Raw genomic sequence first — 22,168 nt, 5'->3', positions numbered from 1 at the left:
CCGGGACAGGCCCGAAATGCGGCTCAGCGGACCTCTTCCCGGGGGCAGGACTGCAGGAAAGCCGCGTCCACGGCGGCCCCCAGCCCGGGACCTTCCGGAAGCCGGATACGGCCGCCCGGGCCATACAGCATCCCGCCATCCACCGGATCGGCCGACAACATCAGCGGGGTGTCGAAATCGACATACGGCGTCTCTTGCAGCGTCCAGGCGAAGTGTGCTGCGGCGGTGAAGCCCAGGCGCGACTCCAGAAACCCACCGAGTTGCAGGCGCATCCCGGCCTGCTCCGCCAGTACCGCGATGCGTCGCGCCCGGATAAGCCCCGAGGATTTACTCAGCTTGATGTTAAAACTATCGACCGCTTGCAGGGCTAACAGATTTTGCGCGTCATACTCGTCGCAACAGGACTCATCGGCCATGATCGGGATCGGAGCGTTTTTCCGGATCTCGGGCAGCTCGAAGAAGGCCCGACGTGAGACGGGCTCCTCGCAATGCTGGATGTTCAGCGACTCCATTTTTTGCAACGCTTCGATGGCATCGCTTTTTGTCCATCCCTGATTCGCGTCGATGCGAATGGGAAGATCGTTGCCGATCGCTGCTCGGATCGCGCGCATCCGTTGGATGTCTGCCGCTGCGTGCTCGCCAAGTTTCACTTTCACCACCGGAAATCCGCGTTCCCGGATCGATACGGCATCCTTCACCATCCGGTCCACCGGACCGATGCTGACGGTGTAATCCGTAAAGAGCTCCTCGCCGGCTTTTCCACCGAGGTATTGCCATAACGGTAATCCGGCAGTTTGCGCCGCCAGATCGTGGATGGCCATATCGAACGCGCTCTTGATGCAGGCATTGCCGAAGATGAGTTTATCCATGCGCGAAAGACAGTCGACCGGATTACTTGCATCGGCGCCAAGCAATACTTTCGCGATTTCTTTTCCGACACTCATGCAGCCGGCCTGCGTCTCGCCGTGAATGGTGCGGAAAGGACTGCATTCGCCGAATCCGGTCAACGCGTCCGCTTCGATCCTGACCACGACGTTTTCCGCATGATCGAGCATGCCGAGGGAGATGATGAAGGGGTCGACAAGCGGGATACGGGCCGCATAGAGCGTGATGGAACGGATCTTCGGCATGCGTGTGCAAATTACCGGTCGCTGCAAGACCCGCTTGCGTGTCGTCTTAGCAATTATCCACAAGTCATGGAGGAAAGAATGGATTATCTTCCGATGATGTTCGTATTCCTAAATTTCTGATGAAGCGTGTAAACTCAGGACCCGTACGGTCAAACCATGCGCCTCTGTTTTTGTTACCTTTGAGCCTCATCCGTTCCTCGCATGCGTTACCGGTTTTTATTCCTCCCGCTTTCCATCCTGATCTTCAGTTCGTGTAAACAATCCGGCCCTCCGGCAGGAGCAGGTGGTCCTGCGCCGGCGGCTGTCGATGTGATGATCGCCGGGATGGATACCGTTCCGCAGGATATCGAGGTCAACGGAACCGTATTGGCGCAAGAGTCCGTCGAGTTGCGTCCGGAAACCAGTGGCCGCATCATCGCCCTGGAGATGGAGGACGGTGCAGTGGTGAGCAAAGGCGCATTGCTGGCACGTGTCAACGACGCCGAATTGCGCGCCCAGTTGCGGCAACAGGAGGTTCAACTCGAACTCGCGCAAAAGAACCTGGCGCGGTTGAATCAGTTGCTGTCGATCAATGGTGTCAACCAGGCCGACATCGACGCGGCAACCAGCCAGGTTGCATCGCTTGACGCTGCGGTAAAGGTCACACAGGCACAATTGGACAAAACAGAGATCCGCGCTCCGTTCGCCGGTCGCCTGGGCTTGCGACAAGTCAGCCCCGGTGCCTACGTCACGCCGGCAACCCTGCTCACTACCCTCCAGGCGACCGATCGCATCAAAGTCGATTTCGCTGTTCCGGAAACATACGGCCGCAACCTGAAGAAGGGCATATCGGTATTTCTCGAAGACATGAACGGTAACTCCAGCACCGCCAGTGTGTCGGCCATCGAACCGCTGGTGAATGCCAATACGCGTAACATCAAAGTGCGCGCGGTGCTGCAAGGGAATGACCTTGTTCCCGGCTCCTTTGTAAAGGTCCGGCTGCGCCAGTCGGCCGACGGGATCCTGGTTCCCACGGCTTCCATCATTCCCGACGCTCTGTCCAGTAAGGTGGTGTTGGTACGGGAAGGGAAAGGCAAATTCGTGAATGTTAAAACCGGCGTGCGTACCGCTGATTTCGTGGAGATCACCGAAGGACTGACGCCGGGTGATTCCGTGGTCGTTACCGGTGTATTGTTCGTGCGACCCAATGCGCCGGTCAAAGTCCGCGGCGTTCGTACCCGTTCTTCTTTCACCGCATCCTGATCTTTCGCCGCGAAGCCTATGAATATTTCCGAGCTTTCCCTGCGACGACCGGTACTGGCCACGGTGATGAACCTGGTCATCATCCTGTTCGGCATCATCGGAATGACCTTCCTCGGGGTGCGTGAGTATCCCGCCATCGATCCGCCGACGATCACCGTATCGACCAATTATGCCGGCGCGAGTGCCGACATTGTCGAGAGTCAGATCACCGAGCCGCTGGAGAAAGCGATTAACGGCATCCCGGGAATTCGGACGATCTCGTCGACCAGTTCAACCGGCAACTCGAACATCTCGGTCGAGTTCAACCTCGATGCCGAGCTCGAAGCCGCCGCGAACGATGTACGCGACAAGGTGAGCCAGGCGGTGCGCAATCTTCCGCAAGACATCGACGCGCCTCCGGTCGTCACCAAAGCCGACGCGAATTCGGATTTCATCATTCTCCTCGCCTTGCAGAGCCAGACGAAAGGCTTGCTGGAACTCAGCGACTATGCCGAGAACGTCCTGCAGAATAAGTTCCAGACGATTCCGGATGTCAGCGGCGTGAACATCTTCGGACAGAAGCGTCCTTCCATGCGCATCTGGATCGATCCGAACCGCCTGAACGCGTTCAACCTGGCGTTCAACGACGTTACGCGGGTATTGAACGCGGAGAATGTCGAAACGCCCTCCGGTAAGGTGTACGGCAATCAGACGGAACTGACTATTCGAGCGATGGGACGACTGCGTACCGAAGAGGAGTTCCGGCAACTGGTGTTGCGCGAAGACGCCGACGGCATCGTCCGCCTGGGAGATGTGGCAAGGGTCGAGCTGGGCCCGGAGCAATACGAACAGAGTTGGAAGCTGAATGGCTTGCCCGGCGTGGGGCTCGCGATCATCCCGCAGCCCGGCGCCAACTACATCAAGATCGCGGACGAATACTACAAGCGACTGGCGGAGATCCAGAAAGGCAATGCCACCGATATTCAATTGAGTACACTGATCGACAGTACGCGAAACGTTCGACGCTCCCTGCTCGAAGTGGAAGAGACGCTGCTGATCGCGTTCTCCCTGGTCGTGCTCGTCATCTTTTTCTTCTTCCGTAACTGGAAGATCGCCCTGCGACCGCTGATCGACATTCCGATCTCGCTCATTGCGACTTTCTTCATCATGTACCTGGCAGGCTTCTCGATCAACATCCTCACCTTGCTGGGAATCGTATTGGCCACCGGACTCGTTGTAGATGACGGGATCGTGGTCACGGAGAACATCTTCCGAAAGTTGGAGCAGGGGATGCCCATTCGGCAGGCCGCCCGTGAAGGATCGAAGGAGATCTTCTTCGCGGTGGTCTCGACGTCCGCTACGTTGGCGATCGTGTTTCTGCCGGTGATCTTCCTCGAGGGCTTTGTCGGCAGTCTCTTCCGCGAGTTCGGCATCGTCGTGGCCGGGGCCGTCTTGATCTCGGCGTTCGTTTCACTGACCATTACTCCGGTACTCAATGTACTCTTGCAGAGTAAGGACAAAGGTCACGGAAGGTTTTACGAGCGGACCGAGCCATTCTTTAGAGCTATGGAGTCCGGCTATCGCCGCCGCCTCGACCGTTTCCTGCACCGTCGCTGGCTGGCCGTTGGCATCGTGCTGGCTTGCCTTGCGTTGATCTTCTTCATCGGCCGCAGCTTGCAAAGCGAGCTGGCGCCGCTGGAGGACAAAAGCAGCATCCGTTTTTCCATCAGCGGTCCCGAAGGAGCGAGCTATGGTTTCATGTCGCAGGCGGGCGAGGAGTTCGGCAACTTCCTGATTGATTCATTGAAGGAAAAGGAGTTCGCTTTCCTCGCAGTGCCCAGCTTCTTCGGTACCAGCATCAATTCAGGTTTCGGCCGTGCCGCATTGGTGCCACCGGATCAACGCGAGCGTTCGCAATCGGAGATCGCACGCGACCTGGCCAAAAAGGCCACGCGGTTCAACAACCTGCGCATCTTCCCGATCGAAGAACAAACCATCTCCGTCGGCCTTGGGTCCCGCGGTTCGTTACCGGTACAATTCGTTTTGCAGAACCTCGACTTCGACAAGATCAAAAGCGTGTTGCCTCGTTTCCTCGAAGCAGCCCGCGCGAACAAGACCTTTCAGAACGTGGACGTGAACCTCAAGTTCAACCGACCGGAGATGAACATCGAGATCGACCGGATCAAGGCGCGCGAGTTGGGACTGACGGTCAGCGATATCTCCACGGTGATCCAGTCGGCATTTTCCGGCCGGCGCATCGCGTATTTCACGATGAACGGGAAGCAGTATTCGGTTTATTCCCAGGTGGACCTTTCTGATCGACAGAAGCCTGCCGACATCACCGACTTGTATGTTCGCACGCCCGCCGGCGAAATGGTTTCCATGGCATCTTTGGTGATGATGAAACCTTCCGCCAGCCCGCCTACCCTGTATCATTTCAATCGATTCAAATCAGCCACCGTTTCGGCATCCCTCGCGGAAGGGAAGACGATCGGAGACGGCGTTGAAGTGATGCGCGGGATCGCGGATACCTTGCTGGACGAATCGTTTCAGACATCACTCAGCGGTCCTTCGCGCGACTTCGCGGAAAGTTCTTCGAACATCCTCTTCGCGTTTCTGCTGGCCCTCTTGCTGATCTACCTGATCCTCGCGGCGCAATTCGAGAGTTTCCGTGATCCGCTGACGATCATGATCACCGTACCGCTGGCGCTTGCCGGAGCCTTGCTGAGCTTGTGGATCTTCGGTCAGACGCTTAATATCTTCTCGCAGATCGGCATGATCATGCTCATCGGCCTGGTGACGAAGAACGGCATCCTCATTGTTGAATTCGCGAACCAAAAGCGAGCATCGGGTTTGCCTTTACGGGAAGCGGTACTGGAAGCAGCCTCGCATCGCCTTCGCCCGATTCTCATGACCAGCCTGGCCACGGCGCTCGGTGCATTGCCGATCGCGCTCAGCCTGGGCGACGCCGCCACCAGCCGCATTCCACTCGGGATCGTCATCGTCGGCGGCCTGCTGTTCTCGCTTGTACTGACCCTCTTCGTAATTCCGTCGCTTTACCTCGTCATCACTGGCAAGCGGCATGATCGGGTAACGGCCGGCGACGAATCCGAATCCGCATGAAGTTGAAACGACTCCTCATCCTGCTATTCTTCCCGGTGTTTGCAACGGGACAAACCGGCCTTTCGCTGAAGGAAGCGATGGATCGTGCCTTGCAGAACAACCTCGAAGTCCGTCTGGCCAGGAACAATGCGGAGGCGGCCGAATGGAACAACCATCCGGGTGTTGCAGGCGCACTGCCGACCGTGAACCTGTCGGGAGGCGATGTGCAGCAGAGTACCAACATCTATCAAAAACTCGCCAACGGTACGATCATCGAGCGCGACGGCGCTGCCGGCAATACGATGAACGGCGCCCTCGCCGTTTCCTATACCCTTTTCAATGGGTATCGCATCAGCGCCACGCGCGAGCGACTCGCCCGGCTGCAAGAAGCGGGTGACGCTCAGTTGTTGTCGCAAATACAAAGCACCTTGGCCGCGGTGATCGGTCGCTACTACGACGTTCAGCGGCAGGAGCAGGTGGGACAGGCGCTTACACGCAGCCGGGATTTCGTTGCGGAGCGTGTCAAGGTGTTGGAAACACGGGCGCGGGTCGGGCTGGCCAATGACGCCGACCTTTTTCAGGCGCGTATCGATCTGAATGCCGCCGAGCAAGCGCTGAGCGCACAACAATTGGCGATCCGCCAGGCTAAGCTGGACCTGTCGAGGTTGCTCGCCGTACCGGGCGACTCGACCCTTTCACCGACGGATTCGCTCAAACTCGATCAAAGCATCCGGCAGGATTCCGTACGCTCGTATTTGCAACGGAATCCGGACTACGTAGCAGCCGGTGCGCTGGTGGTGATCAACGAACAGCTCGAACGGGAGATCAACGCGCAACGGCTCCCAAGTCTGCGGCTCAACGGTGGTTACAATTTCCAGCGTAGCCAGAGCGAAGCCGGGTTCTCGCTCATCAACCAGAGTTACGGCCCGAACATCGGACTCAGCTTGCAAGTACCGATCTACAACGGCGGGGCGTTCGAGCGACAGCACCGCGTGGCTAAGTTGCAAACCGAGAACGCCCGTATCCAACAACAGAACGTCGAACAGGGTTTGTTGTCAGAGGCCTTGAAGACCTATGCCGCCTATCGGACAGCACTCGAGCAAGTCGGCTTGCAGGAAGAAAACGAACAACTCTCGCGACGACTGCTGGATATCCTTTCGCAACGATTCGCTACCAACCAGGCTACCGTGCTCGACCTCCGTGCCGCACAGGCCAGCTACGAAGCCACAGCCGCTTCACTTGCTAATGTTCGTTATACAGCCAAGCTGGCGGAAACGGAGTTGAAGCGGTTGATGAATCGGTTGCCGGAGTAGGGTAGTGAACAGTGAACAGTGAATAGTGAACAGTAAATAGTAAACAGTAAACAGTTGGTGATTGGTGATCAACAATCACCAATCACCAATCACCAATCACCAATCACCAATTACTAGTTACTAATTACTAATTACTAATTACCAGTTTCCAGTTACCAGTTTCTCATTACCACCGCTCTCCACCATCACTTTTTCTCTGTGATCCTCTGTGTGTACGCTGCGTCCTTTGTGGTTATCCTTTTTTCCCAATCACTGCTTCAATAACCTGAAAATTTGCTCGACTCCTTCAGTTAACCTGACTCTAACAACATAGAATCCTGAAGGCAGGGTAGTTATCTGGAGTTTGGTGCCGCGGGATTCTATCATCAATGTTCCCTGCAAATTGAATACACTGATTCGAGTATCTTCCGCCGCTCCACGAATCATTACCGCATCATTAGCGGGATTAGGATAAAGTGCAAAGGAGCGACTGACGGGATCGTGCATGCCTGTGGGTGTGCAGAACAGTTTGTTCAGCTCCTCCCACAATTCGTTGACGTAGATCAGCGAGACGTCATTGGTGTCGGGCGAATTTCCCATCCGGATGATGACCATCTGCTGGCTGGGGATCACGCTGACTACCTGGCTGTTTTTTCCAATTCCCGAATACATATCGGACGGGGCGTCCGGAGACAAAGAACCACCGAAGACGAACTGCGAATAGGGCAGCATGAACGATTGTTTTCCGTTCAGCCACCAGAGGTAACCGTACGATTTGTTCAGGTTCTGCGAGGTGTTGATCATCGCATGATAGTAAGCTGTGTCGTGCAGCAACGTATCCTGGTCCCAGATACCGCGATTGAGCATGAGCAAACCGAATCGTGCCATGCTTCGCGCCGTACTGCCGTAAATGTTGTTGTAACCGTTCGGGAACCAGAATCCGTTCATGCCAATCCGGTTCCGGATACGGGAGTTGAAGTACGTGTTGAAATTCTGTCCGGTTGCAGACTCGATCACTGTATCCAGCAGCGTGTACGGTGCATTATGGTAAGCCCAGCGCGTACCGGCATCCGCTTCGTATTGCAGACAGGAAGGTAGCGTGCAATACGGATCGCCGGTGAGATCGTCAAGACCGGAGGTCATGGTCAATTGGTTGCGCACTGTGATCAATTGCTCTTTCGCGAGTGGTGCGCTGGTCCAGCCGGTACCCAGGTAATCGGACGTCGGGCGGGTGATGTCGAGATAACCTTCCTCTTGTGCAATACCCGTCAGGAAAGAGGTAAGGGTTTTTCCGGCAGATGCCCAGTACCAAAGGCTGTCGCGGGTAAAGGTTCCATAGTACTGTTCTACGGCGATCTTACCGTCTTTGAGAATGAGAAAAGCTTTGCTGCCTCGTTGAGCGTTGAAGTCCGCGATCGTATCGACGTACTGCGTACACCAGCCGAGCGAAGCGGGAGAAATGGTGTCCCAGTTTGTTCCCGAGAGAGGCGGGAAATACAAGGCTTGACCGTTTAACGGGAGCTTGATCAGAAGAAGTAGTAACAGGATCGTGAAGCGCATGGTATCGCAGGATGCTGGTTCGGAAGTTTTACGATCAATATTGTTTTTCGTGGAGTAGCTCTCAGGCATTGGTGGCATTTTTCAGTTGGAGGCGGAAATATGCCTTAACAGCTTGAGCAGGCACGAAGTTTGTACAAAAGACACGAATATATTGGACGCTATAGCAGACCAGTGGTTTAATTCCTTTAATTTATTCAACGGATGTCAAGGATCACGATACTTCGGATTGTCTGCTTGCTGGCGCTATCAACCGGTTCGCTGATAACACGCGCGCAAGTTTCTCCCGGGTTCAGGAGCATGGTGGAAGCGGTTCTGGTTGACACCACCAACCGTTATTGGGATTATCCGAAGCCTATTGCCGTCACCGATCCGGTCTTAGCGTTGATGCAGGATGAATTCAATCGTTCCGATTCCCTATCTCTTTTATTTGTTGAAGTATCTCCTGAGAATTTCAGGCACCTGATGCAGGGCGAAGAGGTGATCGATTATTGTTCACGGCATGATCTGGTCGCTACGTTGACGGCGCTGGCGGTCCATTGCAACCCCGACGTTCGTATCAAGGCGCTGCAGGCCCGGTTGACCCGGGCCAGAATCGGTTTGTTGATCAATGATAAAAAACTGAGGAATGGTCGGCGCGTGGAAGAGAACAGGGTCAGTGGCCGCTTCTTCCTGGAGATCATGGAGCGTACGCCGCATGATATTCCCGGCAGTGAGAACGCCACCATTCACGATCTGTACATGCGGGAATTGATGGAGAACCTGGACCTGCTGACCGGTGAGTTCATCTTCTTCGGCCCAGACAAGCAACAGCGCATGGGTAATCCGGCGGAAATTTCGAAGGCTATGGTGAGGTGGCATGCGAAACTCTACCCGGGAAAGTGATAAAAAAAGCCCGCTCAACTGAGCGGGCTTTTTTTATCAGGTTGGTGATCAATGCTTGACCAGTAGCTTGCGCGATTCGGAACCGCAGCGCAGGGTGTAGATACCCGCCGTCCACGACTGGGTGTCGATGGTCAGCGTCTCCTGCATGCGTCCGCTGAATACGGCACGACCGACCATGTCGAATACCTCCACGAGTTCGCCGTTTCGATTCTTGCCCGCGATGGTGACATAGCCGTTGGCCGGATTCGGATAAACGAGCAGTCGCACGGGAGCATCCAGTGTGGAGATGTCCGTACTCAGGTTGTTGTTCGCTCCGAAGGTCGGATCCTGGATCACGAACGGACCGGTTCCGTTCGGTACGCGGGCATATCCCTGATCGGCTGTCTGTTGTCCGAAGACCACTTCATCCACCAACTGCCCGGAAGGGTTGATGAGCAACAGATCTTCACCTGATGCCGAAAGTTTGAAGTTGCAATGGTAGTCACCCTGGCCGCCGTCTTCATCGGCCCAGATGATGAGGTATTCGTTTGGCAGGATGGTGGTACCCGCAGGCATCTGCCACTTGCGCAGGTTAAAGGCGTTGTCGGTGAGCCAGTATCCGCTCAGGTCGACAGCCTGTGAACCGTTGTTGTACAATTCGATCCAGTCTTCGTACTGTCCGGCGGAATCCGCGATGGTGCTCTGGTTGATCGCCATCACTTCGTTGATCACTACGCTCGTATCAGTTGCACGTTCGAGGTTGACCTGATAAACGAACACATCGTGTTCGGCTCCGGCAGGCAGATAGCTGACGGTATTGAAAGCATCCGCTGCAACCGCTTCAAAATAGTGTCGAACCCAGAAGCCTGCATCAAAGCCCGGGATCATTCCGCCCCAAACGCCGTCGCCGGCAGCGCCGTCGTTGTGCGCCCCGTCATCATACATGCTCGTCTTGGCGAAGTTGCCTACGATGCCGCTCGCGTAATACAGGTTCACCGTCTGGATTCCGGCCGTAGCGGATGCTTCGACTTGTACATCCACCGACTGACCCGCGTTCGGGCGACCGAAGGATGTGCCGGCTACCGACCAGGCTGCATTGCTCAGGCTGGGCACCGGGCGGTTCACCTCGGAATTGCTGAGTACATAGCTGCGACGATTTCGGATGAACGATTTGACACCTGCCACCCCGGTTTGGAACTGGGCATAGCTGTACAGTTTCTTCGGGTCGTTCTGAACGATGGTGTCGATCAGGCTTACATAATCGTCGATCAACGGAAAGAGCGTCGTCGTGTCCATTTCATCCTGGATGAGGGTACGGAAATGGGCGAGGTAACGCTGACGCCACTCGGCATTGTTGAGCAGACGATTCAACAATGGATAATTAGCGTTGTTGGCATTGTAAAACACGCTCCAGTTCTGAGCCATGGATTCCATGACGCTGTTTCCGTCATACTCCAGCGGCGTCATGCGACCGGTCTCGATCTCGTAATAAGTATAGTAATCCATCTTCCCCTTGTAGACGTAGCTGTCATCGTCGGAGAACAGGATCTCCGAACCGAGATGCCATAAGGTGCGGTCCACATCCAGCACGGCAGGCAACAAGGAATCGAGGTCGCCGGCTGCCGTGTTGTTCAGCACATCGCAGGTGTGCACCAGGTCATCCCAGGGTTGCGGCTTGGTCGATGACTTCAGGGTATAATAAGGCTGGTAGTCGGTACTGTCCGGACCGCGGTAGTTCATGGCCGCGGTACCATCGCCCCAGCCACCGCCGCCGCCGCCACCGGATCCCGGCGGACGGTCAGCGCGCCAGTTGGAACCGTCGTTGGTCAGGAACCATTCTTTCAGAAACTCTTTATTCAGTTGCTGCACGTTGGGGTAGAGTCCCCAGTTGCCGCCGTTGATATAGAGTTTAATGAAGTTCGATTTGGCCGACGGAATATGCCGACGGATCTGGTGCTGGTAAATGACTTCGTGAAGAAAGGATTCATCCTGAAACGCGTTGTTGAAATTCAGGATCTGATACCCCATGAGGTCCTGACCGGATACGAAGGAATTGGTCGTGATGTTGAATGACTTCTTTTGGGAGCTCCCGGTATTGTAGGAAGTCTGGCCCTTGAAGCGGACCCCCACGCTATCGTAGGTCACACCATCGACGATCATGGTCGCAGGCAGGTCGGTGTGATTCTGATAACCCTGGGTCAGCAGCGTCCAGTAGTTGGACTGTGAGAATTGCAGATCGACCCGACGGACCAGGTAGGGTTCATACAAGCCGCTGGGAGCCTGTCCGCCGGTATAGAGTGTTCGCCCGTCCGGAGACAGGTACATCTCATCCGGCATTCCCTGGCCGCGGCTATCGGTCGCGCCCAGGAATCCTGCAAAAACAAGCAGGATCGCAGTAAATTTCTTCATGTGTGGTTGGTTAGACGGTGGAACCGCTTCCAGCTAAGGTAGCGGCTTCCTTGGATTTCAATCGTTCACAAAGGTTTAACCTTTTCGGGAACTACCATGAGGAATGACCGACGAAATGGTGGAATATACCGATGTTGAATTGGTTGGAAGTTCCGGGTTTTGGGTTCCGGGTTTCGAGTTCTGGAATATTCAGGTTGAATTAGTTCAGAACAAACGCGAAACAGGGAACCCGAACCCCCAACCCCTGCCTCACTGTCCTTCCGCTTCACGGAATTTCTTGAAATTATAGGTCAGTGTCAGCATGAAATACCGTTGCAGGATGTTCGTTCGGCTGTCGTCAAAATAGGTATCCGTGGTGGTACGGGTTACACTGGTGTTTTCTTCGAGCAGGTCGAAGGCCGTCAGTCGCAAGTCGAATGCACGGTCCTTGCCGAATTTGTATCCGATCCCGGCATTCCACAAGAGGATGTTCTGGTTGATGCTGCTGCTAAGCCCCGTGTTGTACGTATAGTTCCATTCCGAAAGCAGGACCAGCCCTTTCCACGGCATCACCTGGATTTTGGCCCTGCTGGTTTGTGAGTAGTATTCGTTGTCGGCAGAAGCCTGTAGGGTATTGTGCAGGGAATTGTAGGAAAAATTAGTGCCGATGCTGAAGTCCACTTTCTCGCTGATGTTACTGCTGAGTAACACGCCGGCGCCGTAGGTGCCGCTGCCCGCTTCGTTTTTCAACTCGTTGATCAGGCTCGGTGTCAGGTTGTAGTTAAGAGACGCGTTCAGGTTGAGGTTGGACTTCAGGAATTTCACCGGAAAGCTGTAATTCATGAACGAACGCAGGTTGTAGTAACCGTCAAGGTTAACCGGACGAGTGTACTGGGATCCGCTGGCAAGTGTGACCGTGCTGCTCAGAACGGTGTCAGAAAACGCGACAAAGGTGCTGTTGCCGATATAATCGAACGTGTAGGAGCCTGCAAGCAAGGCGAAGAAAGACGAATTCTTCTCGGTATTCACCGCCGAATAGCGAATGCTGAGATTGTTTTGAAAGTCCTGCGACAAGTCCGGGTTGCCGGAAGTGAGTTGCAGGGGATTGCTGTTGTTGATGACGGATTGTAATTGGTCGGCTGTCGGGGCGTTATTGTTCGAGCGATAATTCGCCCGCAGGCTTTTACGCTGACTGAATCGGTACTGGAAGAAAGCGTTCGGCAAAACGGAGGAAAAGTTGCGGGCAACCGGTTCTCGCTCGGGATCAATGAACGTGTTGTCAAGCGATGCCTGCTGATAGTTGGCGCCGATACCCAGGTTCCACTTTTGTTTGTTGTATCGATAGGTCAGTCCGCCCTGATGCGAAACATACTCCGTTCGGAAGTTGTTGGAAAGGCTCGAGTCTTTGTCGATGTAGTCGCGTGTGGCCGCCACATAGTTGAACGTCGCTTTGTCGGAGGTGTTCCGTTGGTAATTTCCGCCATAGCTGACTTGAAGTTGGCTGCGTTCGCTCAGTGGTTCAGTATAGTTCACTTGTGTGTTCAGGGTAAGACCTTGCTTGTCGATTCTTCCGACCTGATCGGTTTTGTCTGCCGCGAGCGTATCGTTGTAGCTGTCGAGTAAGGAGAGCAGATAGTTATTCCCCTTTTGATTGTTAAAGCCTGGCGTCATGGAAAGGCTTAGCGAGCGACCACGTTTTTGGAAACTGTGGCGCCAGAGGAGCGAAACGCTGGTGTTGATCCCGTCCAGATCAGAGCCATTCTGCGTGTCGGTGAAACCGGTAATCGATGAACCGGAAATGTTGCTTCCGAGCAAGACCCGGTCCCCCTCATTATGCTGAAGAGAGAACTTCGGCTGGATGATGAATGAATTGAGGGAGTCGAGTTTCCATTCCACGCGCGAACTGAAGCGATGGTTCAGGTTGATCGAATTGGTGTTCGAGGTCTCCGTGTAGGCCAGGTCACTGTTCTCCGCCGTGATGTAGGTTCGATAGAGATCTGAAACCGCTTCGTTTTCACTCCGGTTGAAGAAGTAGCTGAAACTGGCATCGACTGTTTTCCATTTATTGGCATAGTTCACACCGAACGATTGTGTGGTGCTGATGCCGTTTCGCTGATCGACGAGGAAATTGTCGGCCGGGTTATAGAAGTTGTCACCTCCGCGACCGCGCCCGCCTCCACGTCCACCGAAACCCCCGCGCATACCTTGCGGCCGGTTATTGTTACTGCTACCGCTCATCACACCCAGTAGATCCTCGGTAGAGAAGTTTTGCTCGTTGATGTTATTACCGTTTAGCAGGAAAGTGAGGCGACGATTCTTGTTGAAGAGGTTGACGGTAGCGCCGCCTTTCCAGCGGTCTTCGGTTCCTGCCCCGGCGAATGCGCGTCCGAAAACACCGTCGCGGAACTGCGGCTTCGTAATGATGTTGAGCGTCTTTAAGCTGTTGCCGTCGTCAAATCCGGTGAACTGACTCTGATCACTGCGTTGATCGAAGACCTGAATGCGGTCAATGACTTCCGCCGGCAGATTCTTCAGCACGGCATTGGGATCGTCGCCAAAGAATGGCTTGCCATCGACCAACACGCGTTGCACGTTTTCGCCCTGCGCCTGCACCTTGCCGTCGGTTCCTTGCTGGATGCCCGGCATTTTTGTTACCAGGTCCTCGGCATTGGCATCGGGCTGTGTCTTGAACGCTTTACTGTTGTATTCGGTGGTGTCGCCTTTCTGGAGCGCGGGAGGCGTGAGTTCTACAATATTGACAGTTGATAAGACCGTGGCCTTGTCGCGCAGCTTCAGGGTCCCTAATTCGATGTTCGAAGTGATGTTTCGTCGAATGAAAAGATCTTCGAAGCCGACAAACGCGAGTTTGATAACATAGTCTCCAGGCCGGGGTGCCAGGAGCGAGAAATTGCCTGTTGCATCCGTAACCGTTCCTGCTACGAAGGAGGAGTCGGGAAGTCGTTGCAGAATGACGGAGGCGCCAATCAACGCGCTGCCATCGGATCCGGTCAGCTTGCCGCTGACGGAATGAGATTGGGCTGAAAGGAAAAGTGGTGAAAGCAGGAACAGCAGGAGCAGACAGAGGGGGGTACGCATAGTTCGTATGATGTCGCGAAGCAAACGGTTAGGTCAAATCGCGATCGTGCAAAAGTAGGGAATCGGAAGCGGAGACTTGCATTTGTAGGCGGATCGATTGATTCCAGAGGAGAAGGGAAAGAGAAATGTTATCGGAGATTGAAAGGCTTTCGAATCGGATTTGTTAAAGTTTGAAATTCGAAGAATCGCTTCGGCCTGGAGTAAAGGAGGAGGAAGACTCGAAACGTTTAACTTTGCGCGATGCCGCGAGTATTGTTCAGCGAGTTGGGGCGTTTCGGATACCAGGAGGCCTGGGATTTACAGGAGCGGCTGTTCCAGGAATTGGTAGATCGCAAACTTCGGAACCGAAATCTTCGGCAGGAAGAACAGGAGCCACTCCAGCATTATCTCCTTTTCTGCGAGCACCCCCACGTATTCACCCTGGGTAGAAGCGGGGATGCCGGTCATTTATTGGCGGATGAACAAACGTTAAAGGAAATTGGAGCGATTTTCATTAAGAATAACCGGGGCGGCGATATCACGTATCACGGTCCCGGGCAGCTGGTAGGCTACCCGATCCTCGACCTCGACGATTTTTTCACCGATATACACCGCTACCTCCGGTATTTGGAGGAGGCCATCATCCGCGTGCTCGGTTCCTATGGTGTGAAAGCTGGTCGTTATCCCGGCTATACAGGTGTCTGGATCGACCCGGAAGATGATGCGAAGGCCCGTAAGATCTGCGCGATGGGTGTGCGTTGCTCCCGCTGGGTTACCATGCACGGTTTCGCGTTCAATGTCAATACGGACCTTTCCTATTTCGAACACATCGTACCCTGCGGAATCAAAGACAAGGATGTGACCTCGCTGCAACGGGAATTGGGCCGGGCAATCGATATGTCAGAAGTGAGTCACAGATTGAAACACGAGCTGGCCGCGCTTTTCGGTATGCAGTTGGAACCGGCGGAGCTGGGGTGAATTGCCCTATTCTCGCATTTGGAATTCCGACAAATTTTTCGTACCTTCAAAAAACATGAACAGATCCATTGTAGAGTTGCGCCAATTGGATGAACGCCAGTTACCCGACGATGACCATCCGGATCGTGGGCGGGATATTTCGCCTGCAGAGTTCGATACCTGGATGGATGCGATCATTTCCAAGACGAAGAATTTTGAACCGAAGGCCCCCTGTGATATCGGGCAGGCGACGATCGATGCGTTACGCAGTCTGAAGCCAACAACGGAAGGCTGAAAAACTCTTCCGGACGATTACTGACACGGCAGTGCGATGCCTAACTTGAGAGCATGGCTAACGCACGCTTCCGTCGGATCCTGTTTCGAACACTCGGGCTGATCTTCTTGTTTCTCCTCAGTGGCTCGGTGGCCCTGATGATTACCGGTTACAGCTACGTTTTCAAAACACTGGTCTATACCTATCCGGGTATCGATGATCTGGAGCTGTTTTCCACCCGCATCATCGACGATCCGGCACCCGTTCGTTGGCCCTATGCATCCGACTATCAGGACCGCCGGCCCTCCGCACCGCTCAGCGGGGAGTTGGAGAAGAACAAAAGCGTTGCCTACCTGGTAGTTCGCAACGACAGCCTGTTGTACGAACAATACTGGGACCGCTACGATACGGTATCGCCCAGCAATTCTTTTTCCGTTGCAAAGAGCATTGTCGGGTTGCTCGTGGGGATCGCGGCTGATGAACACCTCCTGGAACTCGACCAGCCGATCGGGCGCTATCTGCCGCATTTCAATACGGAAGCGGGGAACACCTGCAGCATCCGGGAGTTGTTGATGATGAGCTCCGGCCTGAACTGGGATGAATCGTATGCTTCGCTCTTCTCCTATACTACCGAGGCGTATTATGGAACCGACTTACCGGCACTGACGAATAAGCTCAAGGTGATCGAGGAGCCCGGTTCCGTGTTCCGGTACATGAGCGGCAACACGTTGTTGTTGGGAATGATCCTTGAACGAGCCACGGGCGAACGTTTGTCTGATTACGCTGCGAAAAAACTGTGGAAGCCGCTGGGGGCAACCGCTCCCGCGTTCTGGTCGCTCGATCACGCCGACGGAATTGAAAAGGCGTATTGTTGTTTCTATTCCAATGCCCGCGATTTTGCCCGGATCGGACAGTTGGTGCTTGACAGTGGAATGTCTCAAGGGAGGCAAATAGTGTCGAAAGATTATATCCGACAAATGACCACGCCCATCGGCTTGCCGGATGAGCGGGGAGCGGTCACTGATTATTATGGTTATCACTGGTGGCTTGCAACCGTGGACGGTCATCGGGTCGTGTATGCAAGAGGAATCCTTGGTCAATACATCATCGTGATCCCGGATCTGCAACTCGTCGTGGTGCGGCTCGGCATTGAACGCGGCACCAAAGAGGAAGACCAGCATTACAGCGACTTCAAGGCCTACGTGCGGGGAGCTGTCGAGATGGTCCGGTAAGGAGGGAGGTGTGACGATATGGTTCCGGGTTCCCTGCCTATGCTAAAGCTGCGGCAGGCAGGCGGGTTTCGAGTTCCGCGTTTCCAGTTTATTGCGTGTATGTTTTGGAATGATCTTTCAACCCAACCCACCACCAATCACCGATATCAAATCACGAATAACCAACCTCCAGTATCCAATCCACCCCACCCCAACTTTTCCGTACCTTTACGCCTCCTATGCTGAAAGACATTCACCGGCCTGAAGTCAAGAATATCGTCCTTGCTGCTGTGAAGGAGCCGAACGAAGAATCCGGTACCATGGAATGGCATGTGTACCTCGTCAACCTGAACGATGAAGTGATCCGCGGAGTATTGGTGAGCTCGAAAGGGTATGGTGAACTCGACGGGAAAGAAGTGAAAACATCCATCCTTCGCCACCTTATCGGGAATGTGGATCCGCAGGATTACGCGCGCATCGAGATGATCATGGACAACCTGTTCGGATTGAGTAACGAGTATTGGGTCAGTTTCTACATGGGTTCCGATATGTACGACAAGAAGTACATCTTTTTACCGGAGTCGATCAAGGAAGAAAATTTCACCAACATCCCGGTGCTGAATAAGCGTGGAGTGATGTTGAGGTGAGGGGGTGGTGATTGGTTATTGGAGATTAGTGATTGGTAGATCGTCCTTGATTTTGGGCATTAAGTCGGATGATATTTTAATCCTGAACCCTAAGCGAAGCTCCAATACCTCTCCCTGGCACCAGTTCGCCTTCGGAATAGTTCCATTCACCTTTGCCTGAAGGGCAGTGCCGGAAAAAGTCCGGTTCGGCATGCTGCCCAGTCATATTTTTCCCTTCCTTGGCGAAAACGATCATCATGCGCCTTCTTTGCTTTTTATTCGTCTTCATGCTGATGAGTTTCTCATCGGCGGTCCACGGGCAACAGATCGGTGATGTATATGTCTACGACAGCACCCTCTCGCGCTTCAGCGATTATGATTTCGATGACCAGGGCAACCTGCTCTTCTCGGGTTATGTGCGCCCAAGAAACACGACCGGTACGGATCCATTTGGGAACCTGAGTTTTGACGGATATTGGTATGAAGACGGATTGACCTGCAAGGCGGATTCTACGGGGTTTCTTCAGTGGATGACCGTTTCGGGGAATAACAATGCCCAGGAGAATGTGCAGGAGATTCGATTCGATAACCTGAACGTTTTTTCCATCGGTAAATTCATTCCGCAAAGCAACCGCATGTTTGTGAACGGCGTGTCCTTGGCTTTTCCGTATCCGTGTTGCAACGGTGGCTATATCTTGAACACCTTGTCGAACGGCACTTTTGTATGGGCGTTTCCGTTGCCGGACGACGGCCACTCGCTGGATATCCGACCGAACGGCAACATCGTTGCGAGCGACGGATCCGGCATCCGCTCCTTGCATACCGGATCAACGCAGTTGTGGAATGTGCCCATTGCGCTGAGTGATTCCAGGATCAGGGTCGTGAACGACACGCTTTGGTTGTTGGGCATGTTTCAGGATTCGTTACTGATCGGCGGAACCACTTATTATACCGGTACGGTCTCCGATGCTGATCTGTTCGTGGCGCGTTTCACAAGCCTGGGAGACTTTATCGACGCGCGTCATCTGCTCGGAACCGGCATGGACCTGATTCATGACCTGGCAATCGATGCGACGGGTCGTGTCTGGATCTCCGGCATGTTCGGCAATGATGTGGATATCGACGGAACGCCGGTCTGCGGGTCCGGATTGCGGGTCGGTTTCCTACGGATGGATCAAACCCTCCATGTGGATCATTGCGAAGTCGTTCCCTTGGTTGGAACGGCAACACCGGAAGGCGTGAACGGAGAAATGGTTTTCAATTCATCCAACGAACGCATCGCGACGATCAATACCGTCAGGCATCCGGTGTTCGGTAGCGATACCGTATTCGTCCAGACATGGGCGGGTTACGAAGGAACTTGTGTGTTGGCCAAGTGGGACGCGTCCGGAAACCTGCTGTGGTACCGGCCTTTGGCGGAGCCGGTCGCCGGCGGCGTAGAGGCGGCGTCCGTCAGCGGACACATTCGGAAGCAACAAAACGGACGCTGGGTCCTTGCCGGTCAGATGCGCGAAACCTGTCGCATCGACGGACAGACATATAATGCGTCTGCCGACTACTCCGCATTTTTCGCTTACCTCGAAGATACCACCACGATTGCTACTGCATTACCGAAGATGCCGGAAACGTTGAGCTGTTATTTGAGTAATCCGGTGACCGACCGCGCCGTTGTTCGATTTGAACGTGAACCGGGCGAAGGAAGCATTCAAATCTTCGATGCCACCGGACGACTGGTCAAGGCTCAGAGCGGACGGCTAGCTATCTCAGAAACGCTCGACTGCAGCCACATTCCAAGCGGAGTTTATCTGATACAACTAACATCCGGGAATCGCCTGGCAACCTTACGCATGGTAAAGCAATAGCAAGGGTTTATACAAACCATCGCGTCCTGGGAATATCCCTTTTCTTATATACGCGTCATTTTTTTCGTCGCTCGTCTCTCGCCCCTCCTAAAAGAAACTGCATAGATTGGTTGCCAGCGACCGCGCATCCGCGTAGTCTTGTGGCATGCAACGCACTATTCCCCTGCATGAGATCGCGTTTCTGGATATTGAGACGGCGGCTGTTTATCCTTCCTTCGAGTCGATGCCGGAAGCCTGGCAGCAGTTATGGAGGCGAAAGTCGGTCGGCTTTCGCGATCCGGAACCTCCGGAGGAGAGCTATCGCAAGGCAGGCATCTACGCCGAATTTGGGAAAGTAATCTGCATCGTGGTGGCCATACCGGATCGTTTCGGTGCCATCCAGTACGAAGTATTCGACGACCCCGATGAGGCGAAACTCTTAAGAAGTTTCGGATTGTTTCTGCACACCGCGTTTCGAAGCGGACGAAAGTGGTTGTGCGCGCACAACGGGAAAGAGTTCGACTTTCCCTTCATTGCCAGAAGGATGCTGGTAAATGGATTGCCACTACCCGATGCCCTTGATACGGCAGGTCGAAAACCCTGGGAGGTTCAGCACCTGGATACCATGGAGCTTTGGAAATTCGGCGATTACAAAGCGTTTACTTCGCTTACCCTGCTGGCTCAATTGTTTAACCTGCCCTGTCCGAAGGACGATCTGGACGGCAGCATGGTCGGTGAGACCTATTGGGTGGAGCAGGACCTTCCACGAATAGTACGCTATTGCCGGAAGGACGTCGAAACGCTCGTGCAGGTTTACCTGCGAATGCGTGGAAATATGGTAGGAGCAACCCTGCTGTAATGGCAATTGGTTGTGTACTTGATACGAAACGGGTATCTTGAAAAAGTCGCGCATGATCGCGATGCCGCCCGTGATGACTCCTTCCATAGATCAAGTATTTGAACGTGATCCGGTCATGGCCGGATTGCATCGTCAATTCAGCCCGAAGAAATTGCGTCGCAAGAAGCAGATCTATTTACGCATCTGTTCTGCCATCATGTCGCAACAGTTATCCACGAAGGTGGCGGACACCTTGCACCGAAGGTTTTTGGAACTCTACGGCGAAGCAGAGCCTACGCCCGAACAAATTCTCGAAACCCCTCACGAGACCTTGCGCGCAATAGGTCTGTCAAATGCGAAGGCGATCTATGTAAAAGAAGTGGCCCGACATTTTATCGAGCAGGGATTAAGCGACGCGCTGCTCCAAAAGATGAGCGACGCGGAGGTGATCGAAGAACTGACCAAGATCAAGGGCGTTGGCGTATGGACCGTGCAGATGATCCTCATGTTTTCGCTCGCCCGCCCGGATGTGTTTCCATCGGGAGATTTCGGAATTCAACAGGCAATGATCAAGTTGTACAAACTCCGTACGACCGACAAGAAAAAAATGATCGCTCGTATGGAAAAGATCGCTTCAGCCTGGTCGCCTTATCGGACGTTGGCGAGCATGTATCTGTGGCAATGGAAGGATGAATGAAGTCCCAGGTTCCGGGTTCCGGGTTTCGCGTTGAAATTGGATTTCCATTATTGAGGACTCCCCATCAACCATCCTGCTTACTTGAACCGGAAACTCGAAACCATCAACGGATTTCCGCGTCCTGGATCCAGGCTTCTACCAGCGGTAGCTCTTCTTTTCCGACCCAGCCCCGTTCAGTGAGTGTCTGGTAGCAACGGAATAAATTTTCGGAAAGGTGTTCTTGCCCGGATTTCAGGTCAAGTTCCTCCAGCGCATGTGCCATGGCGGCATTGTGCAGGTATCCCGGCACTTCGTCCGAGAAATCGCGCAGCAGGTTGTGTTCGTTCCGTTCCTGCCAAACGGTCGCTTCGTGAAAAAGCATGGGCCAGCCGCAGGTCCACAGCAGCCGTTGTGCGACAAAGCTGCGCCAGATATCGGTCATGCGGAAACTGCAATAGGAAGGCAGGTAGAGCAGCAGGAAAGCTTCCGGAAACCAGGTAGTGTTCTGGCTGTTGAAGGGGCACCAGGCGCCTTCGCCCAGTGCTACCGGGGGCGCCGAACGAAAATTCACCGGGAGTTCCCGTGTCATACGAAACACCGCGTCAACATCGGGATTTTCATTGGCAAGTCCCTGCTGGACCGGAGCAAGGACGGCTTGTCGTGTCAGGGAAAGCGGAGGTGTAGGGTTGTGGATCGCCTCCAGGGGCAACCCACGCGGCCAAAGCTTGTCGTCGGAATAATAGTCATACGCATTCACCCAGCCTTTTCCGCCAACGGTGAATGCCTCAACCGATCGGTTACGTGGTGTGAAGAACGTGTCGTACGGAAAATTATCATCATCCGTTTCGATGATGCAGTCGCTTTTCCAGGCCAGCAGGTAGCCCAGATTTTTGCGCGCGTAGTGTTTCTTGGGAAGAATCCGCGCCAGCCGGAAGTCGAGCGTGTCTTGCTCCTCGATGGATACGAACCGGCAACCCGGTAGCGAGAAATCGGCAGGTGATTTTACGTCTCCAATGACAATAAAGTCAAGGCCATGTTGAGGACAGGCTTCCGCAAAACGACGCAGCACGGCATTCGGAGCGGAAATGGAGGTGATGATCAGACTGGTCATACAGA

The 22,168-nt window shown here is 54.2% G+C and carries 17 protein-coding genes; 11 read left to right on the top strand and 6 right to left on the bottom strand.

Annotated features, from left to right (window positions below):
• Positions 1-23: 23 nt before the first annotated feature.
• Positions 24-1,130, bottom strand: coding sequence for a dipeptide epimerase (locus IPJ96_00650; protein MBK7908866.1), 1,107 nt, complete (start codon positions 1,128-1,130; stop codon positions 24-26).
• A gap of 201 nt (positions 1,131-1,331) precedes the next feature.
• Here IPJ96_00650 and IPJ96_00645 point away from each other — a divergent pair, with 201 nt between their 5' ends.
• Genes IPJ96_00645 through IPJ96_00635 form a run of 3 tightly spaced genes read left to right on the top strand, consistent with a single transcriptional unit; the run spans position 1,332 to position 6,766 of the window.
• A complete protein-coding gene (locus IPJ96_00645) occupies positions 1,332-2,372 on the top strand; it encodes an efflux RND transporter periplasmic adaptor subunit (protein MBK7908865.1) in 1,041 nt (346 codons plus the stop codon).
• Positions 2,373-2,390: 18 nt separating this feature from the next.
• Positions 2,391-5,474, top strand: coding sequence for an efflux RND transporter permease subunit (locus IPJ96_00640; GenBank protein MBK7908864.1), 3,084 nt, complete (start codon positions 2,391-2,393; stop codon positions 5,472-5,474).
• On the top strand, positions 5,471-6,766 hold the full coding sequence (locus tag IPJ96_00635) for a TolC family protein (protein ID MBK7908863.1): 1,296 nt from the start codon (positions 5,471-5,473) through the stop codon (positions 6,764-6,766). The genes IPJ96_00640 and IPJ96_00635 overlap by 4 nt, the downstream gene beginning before the upstream one ends.
• A 249-nt stretch (positions 6,767-7,015) precedes the next feature.
• Here the strand turns inward: IPJ96_00635 and IPJ96_00630 are convergent, their stop codons facing one another.
• Entirely contained in the window at positions 7,016-8,374 is a 1,359-nt protein-coding gene (locus tag IPJ96_00630) for a serine hydrolase (GenBank protein ID MBK7908862.1), read from the bottom strand.
• Positions 8,375-8,506: 132 nt separating this feature from the next.
• On the opposite strand from IPJ96_00630, the gene IPJ96_00625 reads away from it, so the two are divergent.
• Positions 8,507-9,187 (top strand): hypothetical protein, encoded by a 681-nt coding sequence (locus IPJ96_00625; protein MBK7908861.1) that lies wholly within the window; start codon positions 8,507-8,509, stop codon positions 9,185-9,187.
• Positions 9,188-9,235: 48 nt separating this feature from the next.
• Here IPJ96_00625 and IPJ96_00620 read toward each other — a convergent pair whose 3' ends face one another.
• Both IPJ96_00620 and IPJ96_00615 read right to left on the bottom strand, forming a co-directional pair.
• Positions 9,236-11,575 (bottom strand): CotH kinase family protein, encoded by a 2,340-nt coding sequence (locus IPJ96_00620; protein MBK7908860.1) that lies wholly within the window; start codon positions 11,573-11,575, stop codon positions 9,236-9,238.
• 249 nt (positions 11,576-11,824) lie between these two features.
• Complete coding sequence (locus IPJ96_00615) at positions 11,825-14,650, bottom strand: TonB-dependent receptor (protein MBK7908859.1); 2,826 nt, start codon at positions 14,648-14,650, stop codon at positions 11,825-11,827.
• A gap of 240 nt (positions 14,651-14,890) precedes the next feature.
• Between IPJ96_00615 and lipB the strand changes: the two genes are divergently transcribed.
• The 4 genes from lipB to IPJ96_00595 all read left to right on the top strand — a co-directional run bounded on the left by lipB (position 14,891) and on the right by IPJ96_00595 (position 17,718).
• Positions 14,891-15,607 (top strand): lipoyl(octanoyl) transferase LipB, encoded by a 717-nt coding sequence (gene lipB, locus IPJ96_00610; GenBank protein MBK7908858.1) that lies wholly within the window; start codon positions 14,891-14,893, stop codon positions 15,605-15,607.
• A 55-nt stretch (positions 15,608-15,662) separates the two neighbouring features.
• Positions 15,663-15,881 carry a hypothetical protein gene (locus IPJ96_00605; GenBank protein MBK7908857.1) on the top strand — a complete coding sequence of 73 codons (219 nt, stop codon included), beginning with the start codon at positions 15,663-15,665 and terminating at the stop codon, positions 15,879-15,881.
• A 53-nt stretch (positions 15,882-15,934) separates the two neighbouring features.
• Positions 15,935-17,092 (top strand): serine hydrolase, encoded by a 1,158-nt coding sequence (locus IPJ96_00600; GenBank protein MBK7908856.1) that lies wholly within the window; start codon positions 15,935-15,937, stop codon positions 17,090-17,092.
• Between the two features lie 218 nt (positions 17,093-17,310).
• Positions 17,311-17,718 carry a hypothetical protein gene (locus IPJ96_00595; GenBank protein ID MBK7908855.1) on the top strand — a complete coding sequence of 136 codons (408 nt, stop codon included), beginning with the start codon at positions 17,311-17,313 and terminating at the stop codon, positions 17,716-17,718.
• 76 nt (positions 17,719-17,794) lie between these two features.
• On the opposite strand, the gene IPJ96_00590 is transcribed toward IPJ96_00595, so the two are convergent.
• Positions 17,795-17,986, bottom strand: a complete 192-nt coding sequence (locus IPJ96_00590; GenBank protein MBK7908854.1) for a hypothetical protein — start codon at positions 17,984-17,986, stop codon at positions 17,795-17,797.
• Positions 17,987-17,990: 4 nt separating this feature from the next.
• On the opposite strand from IPJ96_00590, the gene IPJ96_00585 reads away from it, so the two are divergent.
• From IPJ96_00585 to IPJ96_00575, 3 genes are all read left to right on the top strand, one after another.
• Positions 17,991-19,559, top strand: coding sequence for a T9SS type A sorting domain-containing protein (locus IPJ96_00585; protein MBK7908853.1), 1,569 nt, complete (start codon positions 17,991-17,993; stop codon positions 19,557-19,559).
• Between the two features lie 145 nt (positions 19,560-19,704).
• The gene (locus IPJ96_00580) at positions 19,705-20,397 is read left to right on the top strand and encodes a ribonuclease H-like domain-containing protein (GenBank protein MBK7908852.1); all 693 of its coding nucleotides are present in this window, start codon (positions 19,705-19,707) and stop codon (positions 20,395-20,397) included.
• A gap of 85 nt (positions 20,398-20,482) precedes the next feature.
• Positions 20,483-21,073, top strand: coding sequence for a DNA-3-methyladenine glycosylase 2 family protein (locus tag IPJ96_00575; protein MBK7908851.1), 591 nt, complete (start codon positions 20,483-20,485; stop codon positions 21,071-21,073).
• Between the two features lie 103 nt (positions 21,074-21,176).
• On the opposite strand, the gene IPJ96_00570 is transcribed toward IPJ96_00575, so the two are convergent.
• Positions 21,177-22,163 (bottom strand): DUF288 domain-containing protein, encoded by a 987-nt coding sequence (locus tag IPJ96_00570; GenBank protein ID MBK7908850.1) that lies wholly within the window; start codon positions 22,161-22,163, stop codon positions 21,177-21,179.
• Between the last annotated feature and the right edge of the window lie 5 nt (positions 22,164-22,168).

The sequence above is a fragment of the Bacteroidota bacterium genome (assembly GCA_016713765.1).
Classification (GTDB): domain Bacteria; phylum Bacteroidota; class Bacteroidia; order AKYH767-A; family 2013-40CM-41-45; genus Pollutiaquabacter; species Pollutiaquabacter aromativorans.
This window is presented reverse-complemented; position numbering and strand designations above follow the sequence as displayed.